At 71.3% G+C, this 15937-nt stretch carries 11 protein-coding genes; 3 read left to right on the top strand and 8 right to left on the bottom strand.

Annotation, left to right across the window (positions count from 1 at the left end):
- Nucleotides 1–173: 173 nt before the first annotated feature.
- The 6 genes from K8638_RS30765 to K8638_RS30790 are packed head-to-tail and all read right to left on the bottom strand — an operon-like array spanning nt 174 to nt 6719.
- Nucleotides 174–1406, bottom strand: a complete 1233-nt coding sequence (locus K8638_RS30765) for an ABC transporter permease (RefSeq protein ID WP_223758240.1) — start codon at nt 1404–1406, stop codon at nt 174–176.
- Nucleotides 1407–1410: 4 nt separating this feature from the next.
- Complete coding sequence (locus K8638_RS30770) at nt 1411–2649, bottom strand: ABC transporter permease (RefSeq protein WP_223758241.1); 1239 nt, start codon at nt 2647–2649, stop codon at nt 1411–1413.
- Nucleotides 2646–3398 carry an ABC transporter ATP-binding protein gene (locus K8638_RS30775; protein WP_370644146.1) on the bottom strand — a complete coding sequence of 251 codons (753 nt, stop codon included), beginning with the start codon at nt 3396–3398 and terminating at the stop codon, nt 2646–2648. Before K8638_RS30775 ends, K8638_RS30770 begins: the two co-directional genes overlap by 4 nt.
- The gene (locus K8638_RS30780) at nt 3395–4666 is read right to left on the bottom strand and encodes an efflux RND transporter periplasmic adaptor subunit (protein WP_223758242.1); all 1272 of its coding nucleotides are present in this window, start codon (nt 4664–4666) and stop codon (nt 3395–3397) included. Before K8638_RS30780 ends, K8638_RS30775 begins: the two co-directional genes overlap by 4 nt.
- Nucleotides 4663–6018 (bottom strand): TolC family protein, encoded by a 1356-nt coding sequence (locus K8638_RS30785; RefSeq protein ID WP_223758243.1) that lies wholly within the window; start codon nt 6016–6018, stop codon nt 4663–4665. Before K8638_RS30785 ends, K8638_RS30780 begins: the two co-directional genes overlap by 4 nt.
- The gene (locus K8638_RS30790) at nt 6015–6719 is read right to left on the bottom strand and encodes a YIP1 family protein (RefSeq protein WP_223758244.1); all 705 of its coding nucleotides are present in this window, start codon (nt 6717–6719) and stop codon (nt 6015–6017) included. The genes K8638_RS30785 and K8638_RS30790 overlap by 4 nt, the downstream gene beginning before the upstream one ends.
- Before the next feature lie 218 nt (nt 6720–6937).
- Here K8638_RS30790 and K8638_RS30795 point away from each other — a divergent pair, with 218 nt between their 5' ends.
- Together K8638_RS30795 and K8638_RS30800 are read left to right on the top strand one after the other, a co-directional pair.
- On the top strand, nt 6938–9475 hold the full coding sequence (locus K8638_RS30795; protein ID WP_223758245.1) for an AAA family ATPase: 2538 nt from the start codon (nt 6938–6940) through the stop codon (nt 9473–9475).
- 179 nt (nt 9476–9654) lie between these two features.
- The gene (locus tag K8638_RS30800; RefSeq protein WP_223758246.1) at nt 9655–10518 is read left to right on the top strand and encodes a DUF2520 domain-containing protein; all 864 of its coding nucleotides are present in this window, start codon (nt 9655–9657) and stop codon (nt 10516–10518) included.
- Here K8638_RS30800 and K8638_RS30805 read toward each other — a convergent pair.
- The gene (locus K8638_RS30805) at nt 10508–11833 is read right to left on the bottom strand and encodes a hypothetical protein (protein WP_223758247.1); all 1326 of its coding nucleotides are present in this window, start codon (nt 11831–11833) and stop codon (nt 10508–10510) included. The genes K8638_RS30800 and K8638_RS30805 overlap by 11 nt on opposite strands.
- Before the next feature lie 222 nt (nt 11834–12055).
- On the opposite strand from K8638_RS30805, the gene K8638_RS30810 reads away from it, so the two are divergent.
- The gene (locus tag K8638_RS30810; RefSeq protein ID WP_223758248.1) at nt 12056–15367 is read left to right on the top strand and encodes a hypothetical protein; all 3312 of its coding nucleotides are present in this window, start codon (nt 12056–12058) and stop codon (nt 15365–15367) included.
- Here the strand turns inward: K8638_RS30810 and nadD are convergent.
- Nucleotides 15364–15936: a nicotinate (nicotinamide) nucleotide adenylyltransferase gene (gene nadD, locus K8638_RS30815; protein WP_223758249.1), complete on the bottom strand. Its 573-nt coding sequence runs from the start codon at nt 15934–15936 to the stop codon at nt 15364–15366. The two genes, K8638_RS30810 and nadD, sit on opposite strands and share 4 nt — an antisense overlap.
- Nucleotide 15937: the final 1 nt, after the last annotated feature.

A 15937-nucleotide genomic window follows, 5' to 3' on the forward strand; every position in this document is an offset into this window, starting at 1 on the left:
CGCCTGATCCTGGCCGTGCCCGACGTCTACTTCCGCCAATGGGTGGAGGAGAACTACGGCGCCCTGGTGGAGCTGCTGGTTCGCGACTGTGGGCTGCAGGGCGTGCAGTGGCGCCTGCCCGCGGACGAATACGCGCCCGAGGTGGCGACGGGCCTCCCGCGGTAACCACCGCCTCAATCCGCGCGCATCGCCTCCACGGGGTCCAGCCTCGCCGCCCGGGCGGCCGGGTAGATGCCGAACAGCAGCCCCACCCCGCAGCTCATCACCAGCGCCAGCGCCACGGCCCAGGGGGGCACGTACATGGGGAAGCGCAGCACCCAGTCGGCGAGGAACACCAGGCCGAAGCCCAGGCCCACGCCCATGGCGCCCCCCATCAGCGCCAGCAGCACCGCCTCCGTGGCGAACTGCCCCAGGATGCGCCGCCGCTTCGCGCCCAGCGCCTTGCGCACGCCAATCTCCCGCGTCCGCTCCATCACCGACACCAGCATGATGTTCAGGATGCCGATGCCGCCCACCACCAGCGACAGCAGGCACACTCCGATGCCGGCGATGGTGATGACCACCGAGAGCTGGTTGAACGACGCCGTCACCGACTCGTTGGTGTGGATCTCGAAGTCGTTGGGCATGTTCGCCGGCACGTCTCGCCGCCGGCGCAGCAGCGTGGTCACCTCGTCCTGCGCCTTCTGGAACAGCTCCGGCTCGCGGGCCATCACGTCCACGTCCAGCGAGCGGTTCTTCCCGTAGAGCTGCTGGAAGACGCGCAGGGGCATCATCACCTGGTTGTCCATGCTGAACATGCCCAGCATGCTGCCGCGCCGCTGGAGCACCCCAATCACCCGGAACGGCCGCCCCTTGATGCGCACCTCGTGGTTCACCGGGTCCATGCCGGGAAAGAGCGCGTCCGCCACGTCCGTCCCCAGCACCACCACCTGCCGGCCGTCCAGCGCCTCCACCTCATTGAAGTAGCGCCCGGACGCCACCGTCAGGCCGCTGGTCGCCGGGTAGTTCGTCGGCGTGCCGAAGACGCGCACCGACGGCCGCGTCTCGTTGCTCGCCGTCGCCACCTTCTGCCCGCCCTCGTCGTCCACGGGCACCACCACGCCCACCGACGGGCAGGACTCCTCGATGGCGCGCACGTCGTCCATCTCGATGTCCTGCCGCTTGGCGAACTTCGCCCAGTTGATGCGTCCGAAGCCGCCCGCCGGCCACTTCGTCACCTGGAAGGTGTGGGCCCCCATCCGGCCCAGGTCCTTGTTCACCTTCATGCGGAGCCCCTCGATGAGCCCCATCATGGTGATGACCGTCGCCACGCCGATGACGATGCCCAGCAGCGTCAGCAGCGAGCGCAGCGGGTTGCCCAGGAACGTCCCCAGGGCCAGCCGCAGGTTGTCGAGGAAGGCTCGCATCGCGTCACTCGTACCGGAGGGCTTCCACCGGATCCAGGTTCGCCGCGCGCGCCGCCGGCCAGATGCCGAACAGCAGGCCCACCACCGCGGCGAAGGCCACGCCGCCCACCACCGTCGTGGCCTGCACGTCCGCCGCCAGGGGGGTGATGAGTGAGACGACCTTCGCCGTCCCCAGCCCCGCCGTGGTCCCCAGCAGACCTCCCACCGCGGACACGCTCGCCGCCTCCATGAGGAACTGGAAGACGATGGTGCGCTTGCGCGCCCCCAGCGCCCGCCGCACGCCAATCTCCCGCGTCCGCTCGCGCACGGACACCAGCATGATGTTCATGATGCCGATGCCGCCCACCAGCAGGGTAATCAGGCCCACGCCCACGGCCACGCCGTAGAGCGCGCCCGTGAGCTGCTCGTACGTCTGCGCCATGGCCTCCGGCTTGTTGATGGAGAAGTCGTCCGGCAGGCCCGGCGGCGTGCCGCGGATGCGCCGGAGGATGCCCACGAGCTGGTCCTCCGCCCGCCGCACCTGCGTCGGGTCCGCCACCGCCATGGCGATCTCCAGCCCGCGCCCCTTGCCGAAGCTCGAGTAGAACGACTTGAACGGAACGAAGACCACCAGGTCCAGGCTCTCGTTGACGATCTTCCCCTTCCGGCTGAGCGTGCCCACCACCTGGAAGGTGCGGTTGTCGATGCGGATGGACTGCCCCAGCGGGCTGATGCCGGGGAAGAGCCCGTCCGCCACGTCGGCGCCAATCACCGCCACCGGCCGCGTCACCTCGTCATCCGCCTCCGTGAGGAAGCGCCCGGCCGTCACCTCGTAGCCGGAGATGGTGAGGTACTCGTGCGTCACGCCCTGGATGCGCACGGTGGACAACTGCTCGCCGCCGTACGCCACGTCCGCCACCCGCTGCACCGTCGGGGAGATGGCGGACAGGAAGGGCGCCAGGCTGCGCAGCCGCGTCACCTGGTCCATGGTGAAGTTCTTCCGGTTCCGGTACACCCACCAGTCGCCCTTCATCGCCCAGGGGAACTTGGACACGTAGAGCGTGTTGGCGCCGAAGGTCGCGAGCTGCCGGTGGAAGGACGTGTTGAGGCCCTGGATGATGCCGACGATGGCCAGCAGCGTGGCCACGCCGATGCCGATGCCCAGCGTCGTCAGCACCGTGCGCAGGCGGTTGGCCTTGAGCGAGAAGAGCGCGATGCGCACCCCCTCCAGCACGTCCACCCGCACCCCCCGCGGCAGCTTCATGTCCCCCCCGCCGCCATCACCGCCGCGCCGATGCCCAGCGCCACCTCGCGTCCGGGGCCGTCCGCCACGACCTGCCCGTCACTCAGGCGGATGGCCCGGGGGCAGCGCGCCGCCAGCTTCGGCTCGTGCGTGACGAGCACCAGCGTGTTGCCCGCCCGGTGGAGCTCCTCGAACAGCCGGACGATTTCCTCACCCGTGGCCGAGTCCAGGTTGCCCGTGGGCTCGTCCGCCAGGAGCATGGACGGCTGGGCCACCAGCGCGCGCGCAATGGCCACGCGCTGCCGCTGACCGCCGGACAGCTCGTTGGGCCGGTGGTGCATGCGGTGCGCGAGCTGCACCTTCTCCAGCGCCGCCTTCGCCCGCTCCCGCCGCTCGCGCGCCGGCAGGCCCCGGTACACCAGCGGCAGCTCCACGTTGGCCAGCGCCGTCTCGCGCGGCAGCAGCTGGAACGTCTGGAAGATGAAGCCAATCTCCTCGTTGCGGATGACGGCCAGCTCGTCGTCGCTCATGCGCGACACGTCCTTGCCGTTCAGCGTGTAGCGGCCGCTGCTGGGCGTATCCAGGCAGCCCAGCACGTTCATCAACGTGCTCTTGCCGGAGCCGGACTGGCCGATGATGGCCACCCACTCCCCGCGGCTGATGCCGAAGGAGACGCCGCGCAGCGCGCGCACCTCCTCGCCACCCACGTGGAAGACGCGGGTGATGTCCTCGACCTCGATGAGCTTGCCCGCGCTGCTTCCGTCACTCACGACTTCCGCCCACCCTTCATGCCACCGGGGCCGCCCGGGCCCTGCTCGGGCTCGCGGACGATGTCCCCGTCGCTCAGCTCCTTCGACAGCGTCCGGTACGGGCCCTCCACCACGCGCTCCCCGTCGTTGATGCCGTTGAGGATCTCCAGCTCCGTGTCGGAGGCGATGCCCGTCTGCACCCGCCGCACCTGCGCCTTGTTGTTCGCGTCCACCACGAACACCACCTTGGCCAGCGACTCGGTGCGCTTGGCCGTCAGCGCCCCACCCTCGATGGGGGCCTTGTAGTCCGGCAGCGTGCGCTCCGAGCGCACCGTCACCGCCTGGATGGGCACCAGCACCACGTCGTTGCGCGTCTCGGCGGAGATGCGCACCTCGGCGCTCATGCCGGGCAGCACGCCCGGAGGCCGGGTGTCCAGCGCCACGGTGACGGGGAAGCTCGTCACCTCCGCCTCCGTACCCGCGTTCTTGATGAGCGCCTTCTGGGCAATCTCCACCACGGAGCCCTGGAAGGTCTGCCCCTCCAGCGCGTCCAGCGACACCTCCGCGGGCTGGCCCGGCTTGAGGTGCACCACCTCGTGCTCACCCACCTCGAACTTCACCTCCATGGCGCTGAGCGCGGCGATGGTCATCACCACGTCCTCGGACAGGTCCGAGCCACGCACGCGCTCACCCACCTCGCGCGACAGCTCGATGACGTTGCCGTCGATGGGCGACTGCAGCGTCGTCTTGGCGAGGTCCGTCTGCGCCTGGTCCACCATGGCCACGTTGCGGGCCAGGAGCTGCTTCGCCGACGCCACCCGCGCGTCCGCGGTGTTCTTGGCCGCGCGCGCCGTCTCCACCTCGGCCGTCGACGCCAGGCCCTTCTTCTCCAGCTCCTCCACGCGCGCCAGCTCCTGCGCGCTGCGCCCCGCCTCCACCTCGGCCACCTGCGTGTCCGCGCGCGAGGCGTTCTGCGACGCCAGCGCCTGCTTCACCGCGGCCTCGTAGAGGCGCTTGTCGATGCGGCCCAGCACCTGGCCCTTCTTCACCGGGTCGCCGTCCTTCACGAGCAGCTCCACCAGGTCACCGGACAGGCTGGAGGAGATCTTCACGGTGGTGGCCGCCTGCACCTTGCCCGCGCCGGTGATGGTGCGGGTGATGGTGCCCTTGCGAGCCTTCGCGAGCTGCACCTCCAGGGACGGTGGCGGCCGCTCCTTGAGTCCGCCGACGGTGATGGCCGCCGCACCCAGGAACAGCACACCGGCAATGGCACCCTTCCACCACTTCATTTCGTCTCTCCCGGGCTCAGGGCGCCCATGGCCCGCATCAGCGTGAAGCGGGCGATTTCGACATCAATCCTGTTTTCCAGCAAGTTGAGCTCCGCCTGCGTCAGGCTGAGCTGCGCGTCGCGGACCTCCAGGGTGGAGCCCGCGCCAGCGCGGAATCGCTCCTCCGCCAGCTTGAGTCCCTGCACGGCGGCCTCGAGGTTGGCAGCGGCCAGGCGCGCGGCCTCGATCTGTGCCTCCAGCGAGCGGTGCGAGCGGCGGACGTCCGCCTCGATATCGCGCGCCGCCTGCTCGAGCACGAGCTGCGCCCGGCGGATGTTGGCCTCGGCACGCCGCGTATTGGCGGCGGTGGCGAAGCCGTTGAAGAGGTTCCACGTGAGGTTGATGCCCGCCGTGAAGGTGTTCTGCAGGCGCGGCTCGGTGAAGACGACGTCCGCGGCCGGGCCCTGGCGCGAATAGATGCCCTGCGCCGTCAGCCGGGGGATGTAGTCCGCCCGGGCGATGGCGCGCCCCAGCTCCGCGGAGCGCACCTGGAGCTGGCGCGCCGCCAGCAGCGGCCGGCGCTCCCGGGCCTGGGCGAGGGCGGTGTCCATGGCGGGGGCCGGAGCGGGCTCCTGCGTGAGGACGCCGGGGTCCACCGCCAGCAGCGGCTCGGTGCCGGGCCGGGCCAGCCAGCTCGCCAGGTTCGTCTGGTCCGTCACCAGCTGCGCCAGCCGCTCCGTGAAGTTGATGCGGTCATTGCCCAGGTTGACGAGCGCGGAGATCTCCTCGTTCTTGCCCACGCGGCCCGCCTGGAAGAGGGCTCGGGCTCGCTCGAGCTGCTCCTCGCTGCGCTTGACGGTGGCCTCCAGCACCTTGAGGGTGGCCTGCGTGCGGAACAGCACGAAGAAGCGGCGGATGGCCTCCAGCTCGGAGGTGTCCGCCTCCTCCAGCGTCTGGCTCTTCTGCGCGTCCCGCAGCACGCCGCTCTGCTCGAGCTGCTTGAAGCGCGCCCGGTCGTAGATGACCTGCGTCAGGCTCAGGCCCAGGTCGTACGCCTCGGTGTCGACGGACGGCGTCTCCACCTCGAAGGTGAGGAAGCCCCCGGGGTTGTTCGGGTCCTCCGAGGTGACGATCTGCTGGCGGCGGCCCTGCCAGTTCTTCCCCGCGGAAGCACTCAGCGAGAGCTGCGGCAGCAACGCCGAGCGCGACACCCCCACGTCCGCCTCGGTGACCTCCAGGTCCAGCAGCGACTGGAGCGCGCTGGTGTTGACACGCCCCAGCTTCCGGACCTCCTCGAGGGTGATGGGGCTGGTGGCCTCCGGCGCGACGTCCGGCGCGGCGGCCAGCATGGCGGCGACGAGGAAGGCGTTCATCGGCCACCTCCCATCGCCGGAAGGCCAATCATCGTCACGCCCGCGAACATGGCGTACATCACCAGGGTCAGCCCCACCGCGCGGCCCCGGCCCATGCCGGTGGCGGCGGAGAAGCCCAGCCCCAGCTGGCACGCGCTCCAGAGGTTGAAGAAGTCCACCGTCGACGCCACCCGGAGCATCTTCGGGCTCAGCCCGCTCAGCACCGCCCCCAGGTGGGAGGGCACGAGCTGCGCGGCGCGCGCCGCCGTGAGCGAGTGCTGGGAGGCGGCGCAAATGGTGAAGATGAGGTGGTAGAGGGCGATGGGCAGCAGCGCCAGGGCCGCGGCCGACATCAGCCGCTCGAAGGGGGCCTTCTGGTCGAACAACCAGCCCACCACCCACAGCACGCAGGCCAGCAGCAGCGCCAGCAGCGGCATCACGAAGACGCCCTTGGCGATGCCCCCCACCAGCGCCTTGCGCGTGGCGGTCTGGATGTTGTCGGTCAGGTCCGCCTCGGACATGCCGGCCAGCCCCCCCGAGGCCTGGAGCTCCCGGATGACGTCGGGCGCCGCGTCCCACCGGAGGGAATAGAGCGTCCCGGAGGCGGACACACAGAGTGCGAGGATGAGGAGAGGCCACACCCAGCGGCGGGCCTCGACGGCGGTGCGTGTCCCCTCTAGAGGGTCGACGAAGACGCGAACCGGTTGGACGAGTGAGGTCATATGGTTGAGTGTCTCGGAGCGATGTACGGCACTCGCCCTCAGGCAATTGCCCGGCCAGCCGAATTGACGCGGAGAACGGGCAGGCAGCCAACCGAATTCCGTTCCCGGGGGCTTTCTACCCCAGTGTTTCAGCGGACCTGTAGCAGCCTGTAGCGGAAATTTTGCCCGGGGCCCTGGGAGGGTGTATTCCGCTCGCCTGCCCGCTTGCCGGAGCTCGAATGGTCGATAGCACGGATCTCGCGCAGGTACTCCACGAGGCGAACGACATCGCACAGAGCGTGGTGCAGAGGCTCACCTCGGCGCACGTGCTCCTGGCCCTCTTCACGGTGGAGAACCGGGCGCAGCTCCTCTTGAAGGAGCGGGGCGTGGACGAGGACGCCCTGCTGCAGCTCCTCACGTCCGCCCCGACGGAGTCGGACGGTGTCGTCCGCGAGCTGCGGGAGAAGACGCGGGAGATTGCCACCAGCCTGGGCTCGGGGGAGGCGGACTGCCTGCACCTGCTCATCGCGGTGACGCGGGTGCGCTGCGCGGCCAACGAGCTCCTGCAGCTCGCCGGGCTGGACCTGGCGACGCTGCGGACCACGGCCATGGCCTTCTTCACGAGCGGCCGGATGCCGCGCTTCCTCCAGACGGGGCGTGCGCAGGCGCTGGGCCACCGGCCTCCGGTGAGCCGCCCGGTGGGTGCTCCGCCCTCTCCCCTGCCCCTCTCCACGGTGGCGGTGAGCCTGCCGCGCGCGACGCCGCCCACGCCTCCGCCCCTGCCTTCGCGGCCGTCGCGCTCCACGCCGGCCCTGTCTCCGCGCGACCTCATCGACGTGGACGAGCCGGAGACCGCCTCCGCCGTGCCCGTCCCCCCGCCCGCTCCGCCCGTGGCGCGCGCCGTGCCGCCGCCGCCCGTGGCCCCGCCCGCGCCGGTGTCCCGCCCGGCGGCGCCCCCCGCCCCGGCGCCCCAGGCCCGGAGCGCGTCGGTGGCGCTGGACGCCAAGGCCTTCCCGCTGCTCACGTCGCTGGGCCGCAACCTGAGCCAGGCGGCCCGCGAGGGCCGGTTGGACCCGGTGGTGGGCCGCGCACGCGAGGTCGAGGAGGTCATCGACATCCTCGGCAAGCGCCGCACCAACAACCCGTGCCTGCTGGGCGAGCCCGGCGTGGGCAAGACGGCGGTGGTGGAGGGCGTGGCGCAGCGGCTGCTGGAGCTTCGCGGCACGCTGGCGGAGAAGGTGCTGGTGGAGCTGGACATGGCCACGCTGGTGGCGGGCACCCAGCTTCGCGGCTCCTTCTCCGAGAAGCTCAACGCGCTGAAGGAGGAGGTCCGCCGCGCGGAGGGCCGCGTGGTGGTCTTCATCGACGAAATCCACACGCTGGTGGGCGCGGGCTCCACGGGCGAGGGCCCGCAGGACGCGGCCAACGAGCTGAAGACGGCGATGGCGCGGGGTGAGTTCCCCTGCATCGGCGCCACCACGCACGACGAGTACCGCAAGTTCATCAGCGCGGACCCGGCGCTGGAGCGGCGCTTCACGGCGGTGGTGGTGAACGAGCCGTCGGTGCCGGAGACGGTGGAAATCCTCAAGGGCATCATCGGCCGTTACGAGGAGCACCACGGGCTGCGCTACCTGCCGGAGTCGCTGGAGGCGGCCGCGTCGCTGGCCAGCCGCTACGTGACGGACCGGTTCATGCCGGACAAGGCCATCTCCGTGGTGGACCTGGCGGGCAGCCGGTGCCACCGCGAGGGCCGTGACGTGGTGGAGGCGTCGGACGTGGCGCGGGTGGTGGCGAAGCTCGCGGGTGTGCCCGAGGAGCGGCTCCTGATGAATGACTCGGCGCGGCTGCTCCGGCTGGAGCAGGACCTGTCCGAGCGCGTCATCGGCCACACGGAGGCGGTGGAGCGCATCGCCCGCGTCATCCGCCGCAACTACGCGGGCTTCGCCTCGCGCCGGCCCATGGGCAGCTTCCTCTTCCTGGGCCCCACGGGCGTGGGCAAGACGGAGATGGCGCGGGCGCTGGCGGAGGTGCTGTTCGGCAACAAGGACGCGCTGGTGCGGCTGGACATGAGCGAGATGTCCGAGCAGCACGGCGTGTCGCGCCTCATCGGTTCGCCCGCGGGCTACGTGGGCTTCGGCGAGGGTGGGCAGCTCACGGAGCCGGTGCGCCGCCGCCCGTCGTCGGTGGTGGTGCTGGACGAAATCGAGAAGGCGCACCGCGAGGTGCAGATGCTCCTGCTCCAGGTGCTGGAGGAGGGCCGGCTGACGGACGGCAAGGGCCGGCACATCGACTTCTCGAACACCGTCATCGTGATGACGACCAACCTGGGCGCGGAGGCTTTCTCGCGCACCGGCCGCCCGGTGGGCTTCGGGGCGGACAGCGCGGGGCCGTCGAGCGCCATGGACCTGGCGTCCTCCGCGGCGCGCAAGGCCCTGCCGCCGGAGCTGTGGAACCGCATCGATGAGCGGCTCCCCTTCCGCCCGCTGGAAGAGGTGGAGGTGGCGCGCATCGCCACGCTGTTGCTGGCGGAGAGCAGCAAGCGGCTCGCCAACGAGCGGGGCATCGAGTACGTCGCGGACGCGGACGTGGTGGGCCACCTGCTGAAGTCGGGCGGGTTCGACCCGCAGCTCGGCGCGCGGCCCATGCGGCAGATGGTGCAGCGGCTGGTGGAGGCACCGCTGGCGGAGCGCATCCTCTCCGGCGAGTTCGGCGCGGGAGACCGGGTACGCGTCGCGGTCCAGTCCGGCCAGCTCCTGTTCCAGCGCGAGTCGCACTGAGCAGTACCTCGAGTGCCGGGTCGAAGAGGCCCGGCACCGTCGAGAGCCCCGTGGTTTCGCGCCCGCGGACACTTCGGTCTCAGGGGACCGCATGTCGCGCGTGCCCTGACGGCCCGCGCATGGTGACATGACCTCCGCGCCCTCCCCCGCCCTCGCGGGAGCCGCAACCCGAGGTCCCGATGCCCGCACCATCCGCCCGCCAGCCCAGGCCCCGCCCCGCCCGTCCCCCCGTGGTCATCGTCGGCGCGGGCCGGCTCGGTGGAGCGCTGGGACTCGCGCTCGCATCGAAGCGCTGGCCCGTGCGGCTGCACTCACGCGGCACCGAAGGCCGTGAGCGGGCGGAAACCCTCGGCCTGAAGCCCGCGTCCCCGGCGGACCTGCGGCGTGCCCGCGTCGTGCTGCTCTGCGTCCCGGACGCCGCGGTGCCCACCGTGGCAGCCGAGCTGGCCGCCACCCTGCCCCGCACGGCCGCGCTCGTACACACGGCGGGCGCACTGTCCCTCGACGCGCTCGGCCCCGCGAAGGGGCGCGCGCGGGGCTCCTTCCATCCGCTGTGCGCGGTCTCCTCGCCCCGGGACTCGCTGGCCGGACACGCGGTGGCGGTGAGCACGCCGTCGCGGGCGCTGCGGGATGTGCTGCGCCGCATGGCGGCGGACGTGGGACTCCAGGTGCTCGACGTGCCGGAGTCCCACCGAGCGGCCTACCACGCGGGCGCGGTGATGAGCGCGGGCGGGCTGGTGGCGCTCGCGGATGCGGCGGTGGCGGCGCTGGGCGCGGCGGGAATCCCCCCGGACGCGGCGCTGGCGGCGCTGCTGCCGCTGATGCGCTCGGCGCTGCGAGGGGTGGAGGCCCGGGGCCTCTCCGGCGGCCTCACCGGGCCCATCGTCCGTGGGGACGCGGGCGTGGTGGAGGCACACCTGGGGGCGCTCCCGGAGGAGGTCGCCCCGCTCTACAGGCTGCTGTCGCGGCGCGCGCTGAGGCTGGCCGGAGACCGGCCCCGCCCCGAGTCGCGCGCCGCGTTGGAACGGCTGCTCAGGCCGTGATGATGAGCGAGCCCTGAAGGGCCTTGCGCACCACGGCCATCGCCTGCTCGGAGGCGGCCTCCGCCTCGGTGAGGCGGCGCAGGCACAGCTCGCCCTGGACCTGCGTCAGCGAGCGCTTCAGGTCGGTGAGCAGCGTGAGCGCCGCCTTGAGCATCTCGTCGCCCTGGGGCGACGGGGTCGCGGGCTTGCCGGACTCCTTCGCCATGTACTCGGTGAAGCGCTTGATGGTGTCCGCCGTCTGGTTCGGATCGAACTTCTCCAGCAGCGGCTTGATGCGCGCCGCGTTGATGCGGATGAGCCGCAGCGCGCCCACCTTGGCGAAGCCGGGATGCGCCAGGCCGATCTCGCTCATCTCGAACGCGCCCAGCAGGCCCTCCTCCGGCGCCTTGTGCGAGTGCGGAACGATGTCCACGAAGAGGGGCAGCGGATCCGCGCCCTGGCTGAACATCTCCTTCTCCTCGTCATCGACGGGAGGGAAGCTCGCCGGGTTGCCGATGAACAGCAGCGGCAGGACGATTTCGTGCCAGAAGTCCTCGGGCGCCGAGCCCGTGCCGCCCACGGTGCCGAACAGGTGGGCCATCAGCTCGGCCAGGCGCGGGGCGCGGTCGGCCTGCTCGATGAGGGGCTTGCTCGGATCCAGGCGCTGCAGGGACTGGACAATCTGCCCGTCGAACTGCTGGCGCGCCTCCTGCGGCAGCGGCGGCTGGGTGCGGCCGAGCGCGTTGCGCACGTCACGGGCCAGCGAGTCCGGCTTCGTCTCCAGGGCCGTCTTCGTCTTGTTGGTGTCCAGGACGACGAACTGGAGGAAGCCCGGGTCGAACAGGCGCTGGTAGTCCACGGGGGACAGCTTCGGGGCCTGGCTGCCCAGGGTCTGGGCCGGGTTGACGCTCAGTCGGGCCTGACCCAGGGAGCGGCGGATGTCCGCGGCCAGGTCATCCAGCCGGGCCAGCTTGCCCTGCCCCAGGGCGTCCATCACCGCGCCGAACGGCGACAGCATGATGATGGCGTCGGGGAAGCCCAGGGTGGCGCCCTCGGGCGAGTCGCGGTTGGGGAACCAGAAGGCCTGGTGCTCCTGGATGAGGCGCAGGGCGAACGCGCCGGCGAGTCCGAGCGCCAGCGTCTGGTGCTCCGGCTTGTTCACCTGGAAGGGGCCACCGAGCAGCTTGATGACGGCCTTTTCCACGTCCGGCCAGGGCGCCTTGAGCAGGTCGACGGGCTTGCCCTCGGACTTCTCGAGGGCGCCAGCGACCTGGAACTGGGCGTGGTGGACGTGCTGGGGAACGGGATACCCCTGGGGAGCGGCGGGTTCGGACATGGAGGAATCCAGAATCAAAAGGGAGGCGACGGCCTCCAAATACCGTGAAAAACGCGGTCGTGGCTACGTTTTGTGCCCGCTAGGATGGGCCGCATGCCCGCTCACCGCCGGCTGCCGCCCTGGCATGCCCTGGCTTCTCTTCTCCTGCTGACACACGTGGGGTGTGCCTTCGTCTCACCCCGTTTCCCGCAGAACATCCAGGCGTCGTTCGCTCGGGATGACATGCGGAAGCTGACCACGGAGACGCTGGAGCTCTACTACCCGGCGCACCTGCGTGGACCGGCGCTGCGGATGGCGTCCCGGCTGGAGGGCTGCGTTGCGCGGCTGCGTGGGCAGACGTGGCGCCAGGAGTCGAGAGAGCGGGTGCTCGTCTACCTGACGAGCTCGGACTTCAACAACGCGTACGTGGTGCCGGACTACGCCAGCACGCCACAGCAGATGGTGATGCCGGTGCACGTGACGCTGGAGCTGTTCCACCTGTTCGGCCTGGGCGAGGTGGACGTCGGCGACGTGGCCTGCCACGAGGCCGTGCACTATGTGCAGCTCGAGGAGACGCGGGGCGTCTGGGGGGTCCTCAACGCCATCACCGGCGGCCTGTTCCAGCCCAACTCCTTCACCGAGTCGTGGTTCCTGGAGGGGCTGGCCACGTATTACGAGGGCCGCTTCGACAAGGACACGGGGCGGCCGCACAGCCCGGTGTGGCGCGGCTGGTACGAGTCGGTGGTGCAGGCGCGCGGGGGCGAGCTGGACCCGGGCTTCCTCTCGCCGGAGCACCGGGCGTTGGACCCGTTCGGCGGCAACTACATCACCGGCATGCACTTCGTGGAGTACCTGGCCGCGAAGTACGGCGAGAAGCAGCTGTGGCGGCTGGTGGACGAGCAGGGCGGCTCCATCGCTCCGCCGCTGGCGGTGACGTTGCGGTTCAAGCGGGTGTACGGGAAGGACATCGGGACGCTATTCGCCGAGTACACGCGGGAGCTGCGCCTGGAGCACCCCGTGCGCGAGCGGCCGGCGTCGCAGCGGGTGCTGCTGGCGGACGCGGGCTACTTCTCACGGCTGGCCTCGCATCCGGAGAGCGGCGCCACGGCGCTGGTGAGCGTGGGGCGCGAGGAATACTCGCGGCTCACGGTGCGCGAGGCCGACGGGCGCGTGCGCTTCGAGCGCCCGCTGACGGAGCTGCTGCCGGGGCGCCGCTGGGTGCTGGGGAGCCCGTCGCTGGTGAGCGGCATGTCCTTCAGCCGCGACGGCGCGTGGCTGTACCTGGTGATGGCGGACCTGGAGGCGGAGGGCGGCTACGAAGCGCGGCTGTGGCGGGTGGACGCGCGCACGGGGGCCGTGGTGCGCGTCTGGGACGGGGTGAAGGGAATGGGCGGCAGCATCACCCCGGACGGCGCGGCGTACGTGTACGTGAGCATCGAGGGCGACACGGCCAACGTGGTGCGGCTGGAACTGGAGACGGAGCGGAGGGAGACGCTCACCCGCTTCGACGCGAGCCTGCCGGTGGGGCCTCCCGCCGTCTCGCCGGATGGAGCGCGGATGGTGTTCCCGGTCGCGGGCAACCAGGGCTGGGACCTGGTGCTGCGCGAGGCGGACGGGAGCCTGCGCTGGCTGACGCGGGACGGGCTGTTCAATTACTCGCCGCGCTGGCTGGACGGTGAGCGCATCGTGTTCCTGCGCGAGCACGAAGACCGGCTCCAGGCGCACGTGATGACCGTGGCCACGCGGGAGATGCTGCGCATCACGGACGCGCCGCACCTGGTGCTGGACGTGAACCCGCTGGGGACGGGCGAGGTGGCGTTCCTCAACCGCGACGGGATGGGGTTCACCCTCGACCGGGCTCCGGTGGCCCCCGTGTCGGCCTCCACCGGGGCGCTCGCGGGCGCATCGCCTCCGTCCGGAACAGGGATTGCGGCGGAAACCGCCGCGCCCGTGTCGCCCGTCTCCCATCCGGAGATGCTCGCGGTCGCTCCGGGCTCGAGCGCTTCAACATCCCCACCGGATGCGCCGTCTCCTGGCGCATCGCCGCAAGCCTCACCGTCCCAGGAGTTCACGGAGTTCCCTGGCACGACCGCGCAGTCCACCGTGCCCGAGACTTCGGCACCGCCTGCTGACGGCTCGCCGCAATCCCCGGCGCCCCAGGACGTCGCGGCGTTCCCCGGCGCAACAGTGCCGTCCTCTGCCCCCGAAGCTTCAGCGCCTCCCGCTGGCGCATCGCCGCAAGCCTCCGTGCCTCAGGACCCGGTGGAGCCCTCGCTGCCCCCTGCCTCCGAGGCTGCCGCGCAGTCCCCTGGTACACCGCCCTCGTCTGACGCGCCCTCGCAGGCCGCGGGAACACCTCCACCGCCCGAGAGTCCGGCCTCCCCTCCCCCACCCGACGCGCCCACGGCGCTCGCGGACCTGGACGCGCCCGTGGTGGCGCCACCGGCGGACCCTGGCAGCACGCTGGACATCCAATCCGACGAGCCCTACTCGACCCTGGAGGGATTCTTCATCCCCGAGTTCCGCATGCCGTACATCCTGTTCGGAACGGACACGGCCAACCCGGACAGGACGCTGGTCAGCGGGGGGTTCGCGCTCTCCGGGCAGGACCGGCTCGGCTTCCACGGGTACTCGGCGCTGCTGTCGTTCAGCTCGGAGGAGGACGAGCCGAGCGTGGCCCTGACGTACGGTAACGGGCAGCTCGCGCCCTGGTACACGCAGGTGTCCGCCGCGCGCATCCGCGAGAGCACGCGCACGGACCTGCAAGGCACGGTGTTCGCCTCGCGCACGTTCTGGACGACGCCGGTGGCGGTGGGCGTGCTGGCGCTGCGGCGCGAGTACGACGCGACGGAGCAATTCCCCGGCCTCGTCACGCGGCTGATTGGCCCGGAGGTGGCGGCCTCATACTTCGCGGGAGACTCCACCTCGTACGGCGGCACGCAGCGCGGGCTCGGGCTGTCGGTGGCGACGGGCGTGTACCCCGGCGCCTTCTTCCGCGAGTCGACGATGGGCGACGTGCGCCTGGGCCTGGACGGCTTCCTGGGAGGCCTGCCCTTCACGGGCATGGACAACCTGCAACTGTCCGCGGTGGCCCGCTTCCTGCCCGGCGCGCCCACCGGACTGCTTGAGGTGGGAGGCATCCGCGCGGGGCAGGTCTGGTACAGCAGCCGTGACTCCACGGAGACGTCCCGCCTGCCGCTCGAGCTGCAGCCCGGCGTCGCCTTCAGCGAGTACCTGCGCGGCTACGAGGACGTGACGACGCGCGCGCGCAACGCGCTCATCGGCAGTGCCACGTACCGCTACCGTGTCCCCATCGACTACGGCTGGGCGTCCACGCTCTGGGTGCTGCCGTCCCTCTTCGTGAGCGACTTCGAGGTGGAGGGCTTCGGCTCGGTGGCGCGCGTGGACAACCGGAACAACCTCGGCGCGGTGGGAGCCTCGGCCGCGCTGAGCCTCACCTTCGGCCAGGCGGTGCCGCTCTCCCTCTTCTACCAGTACGCCTACCGCTTCGAGCGCGGCCTGGACCACCTGCACCTGTTCGGCGTCGGCCTCTAGCGACGCACGCCCAGCCCGTACAGCCCATGCTTCCGCGCGTGGGCCAGGGCCCCCGACGGCACGAGCTCCGCCGGCTCCACCCCGCGCGCGAGCATGTCCCGCACCAGCGTGGAGGACACCTCCGCCAGCGGGGGCCCCACCGTCTCCGGCGCCGGGTAGCCCGCGCGGTAGAGCACCAGCACGCGCGCCATCTCCCGGATGCGGTGGAAGTCCTTCCACTGCGGCAGGTCCTTGAGGATGTCGCTGCCGATGATGAGCGACCACCGGACCTCCGGGTAGCGCTGCACCAGCAGGGACAGCGTGTCCACCGTGCGCCCGGTGAGCCCCGGCTCGCGTTCAATCCGGGTCGTCTTCAGCCAGCCCGACGTCTCCGCGCACAGCGCCTCGCACATGGCGACGCGGTGCTCGAACGCCTCCATCTGCTTGCCGAAGGGGTGCTGCCAGGACGGCATCAGCCAGACCTCGTCCACGCCCTGGGTGGCGTGCACGTACGTGGCGGCCATCAGGTGTCCCACGTGGGGCGGGTTGAACGAGCCGCCGAGGAGCGCGACCTGCACGTCGGGCCTCACT

Origin of the sequence: Myxococcus sp. RHSTA-1-4 (assembly GCF_020037125.1) — a bacterium.
In the GTDB taxonomy this organism is placed as follows: Bacteria; Myxococcota; Myxococcia; order Myxococcales; family Myxococcaceae; genus Myxococcus.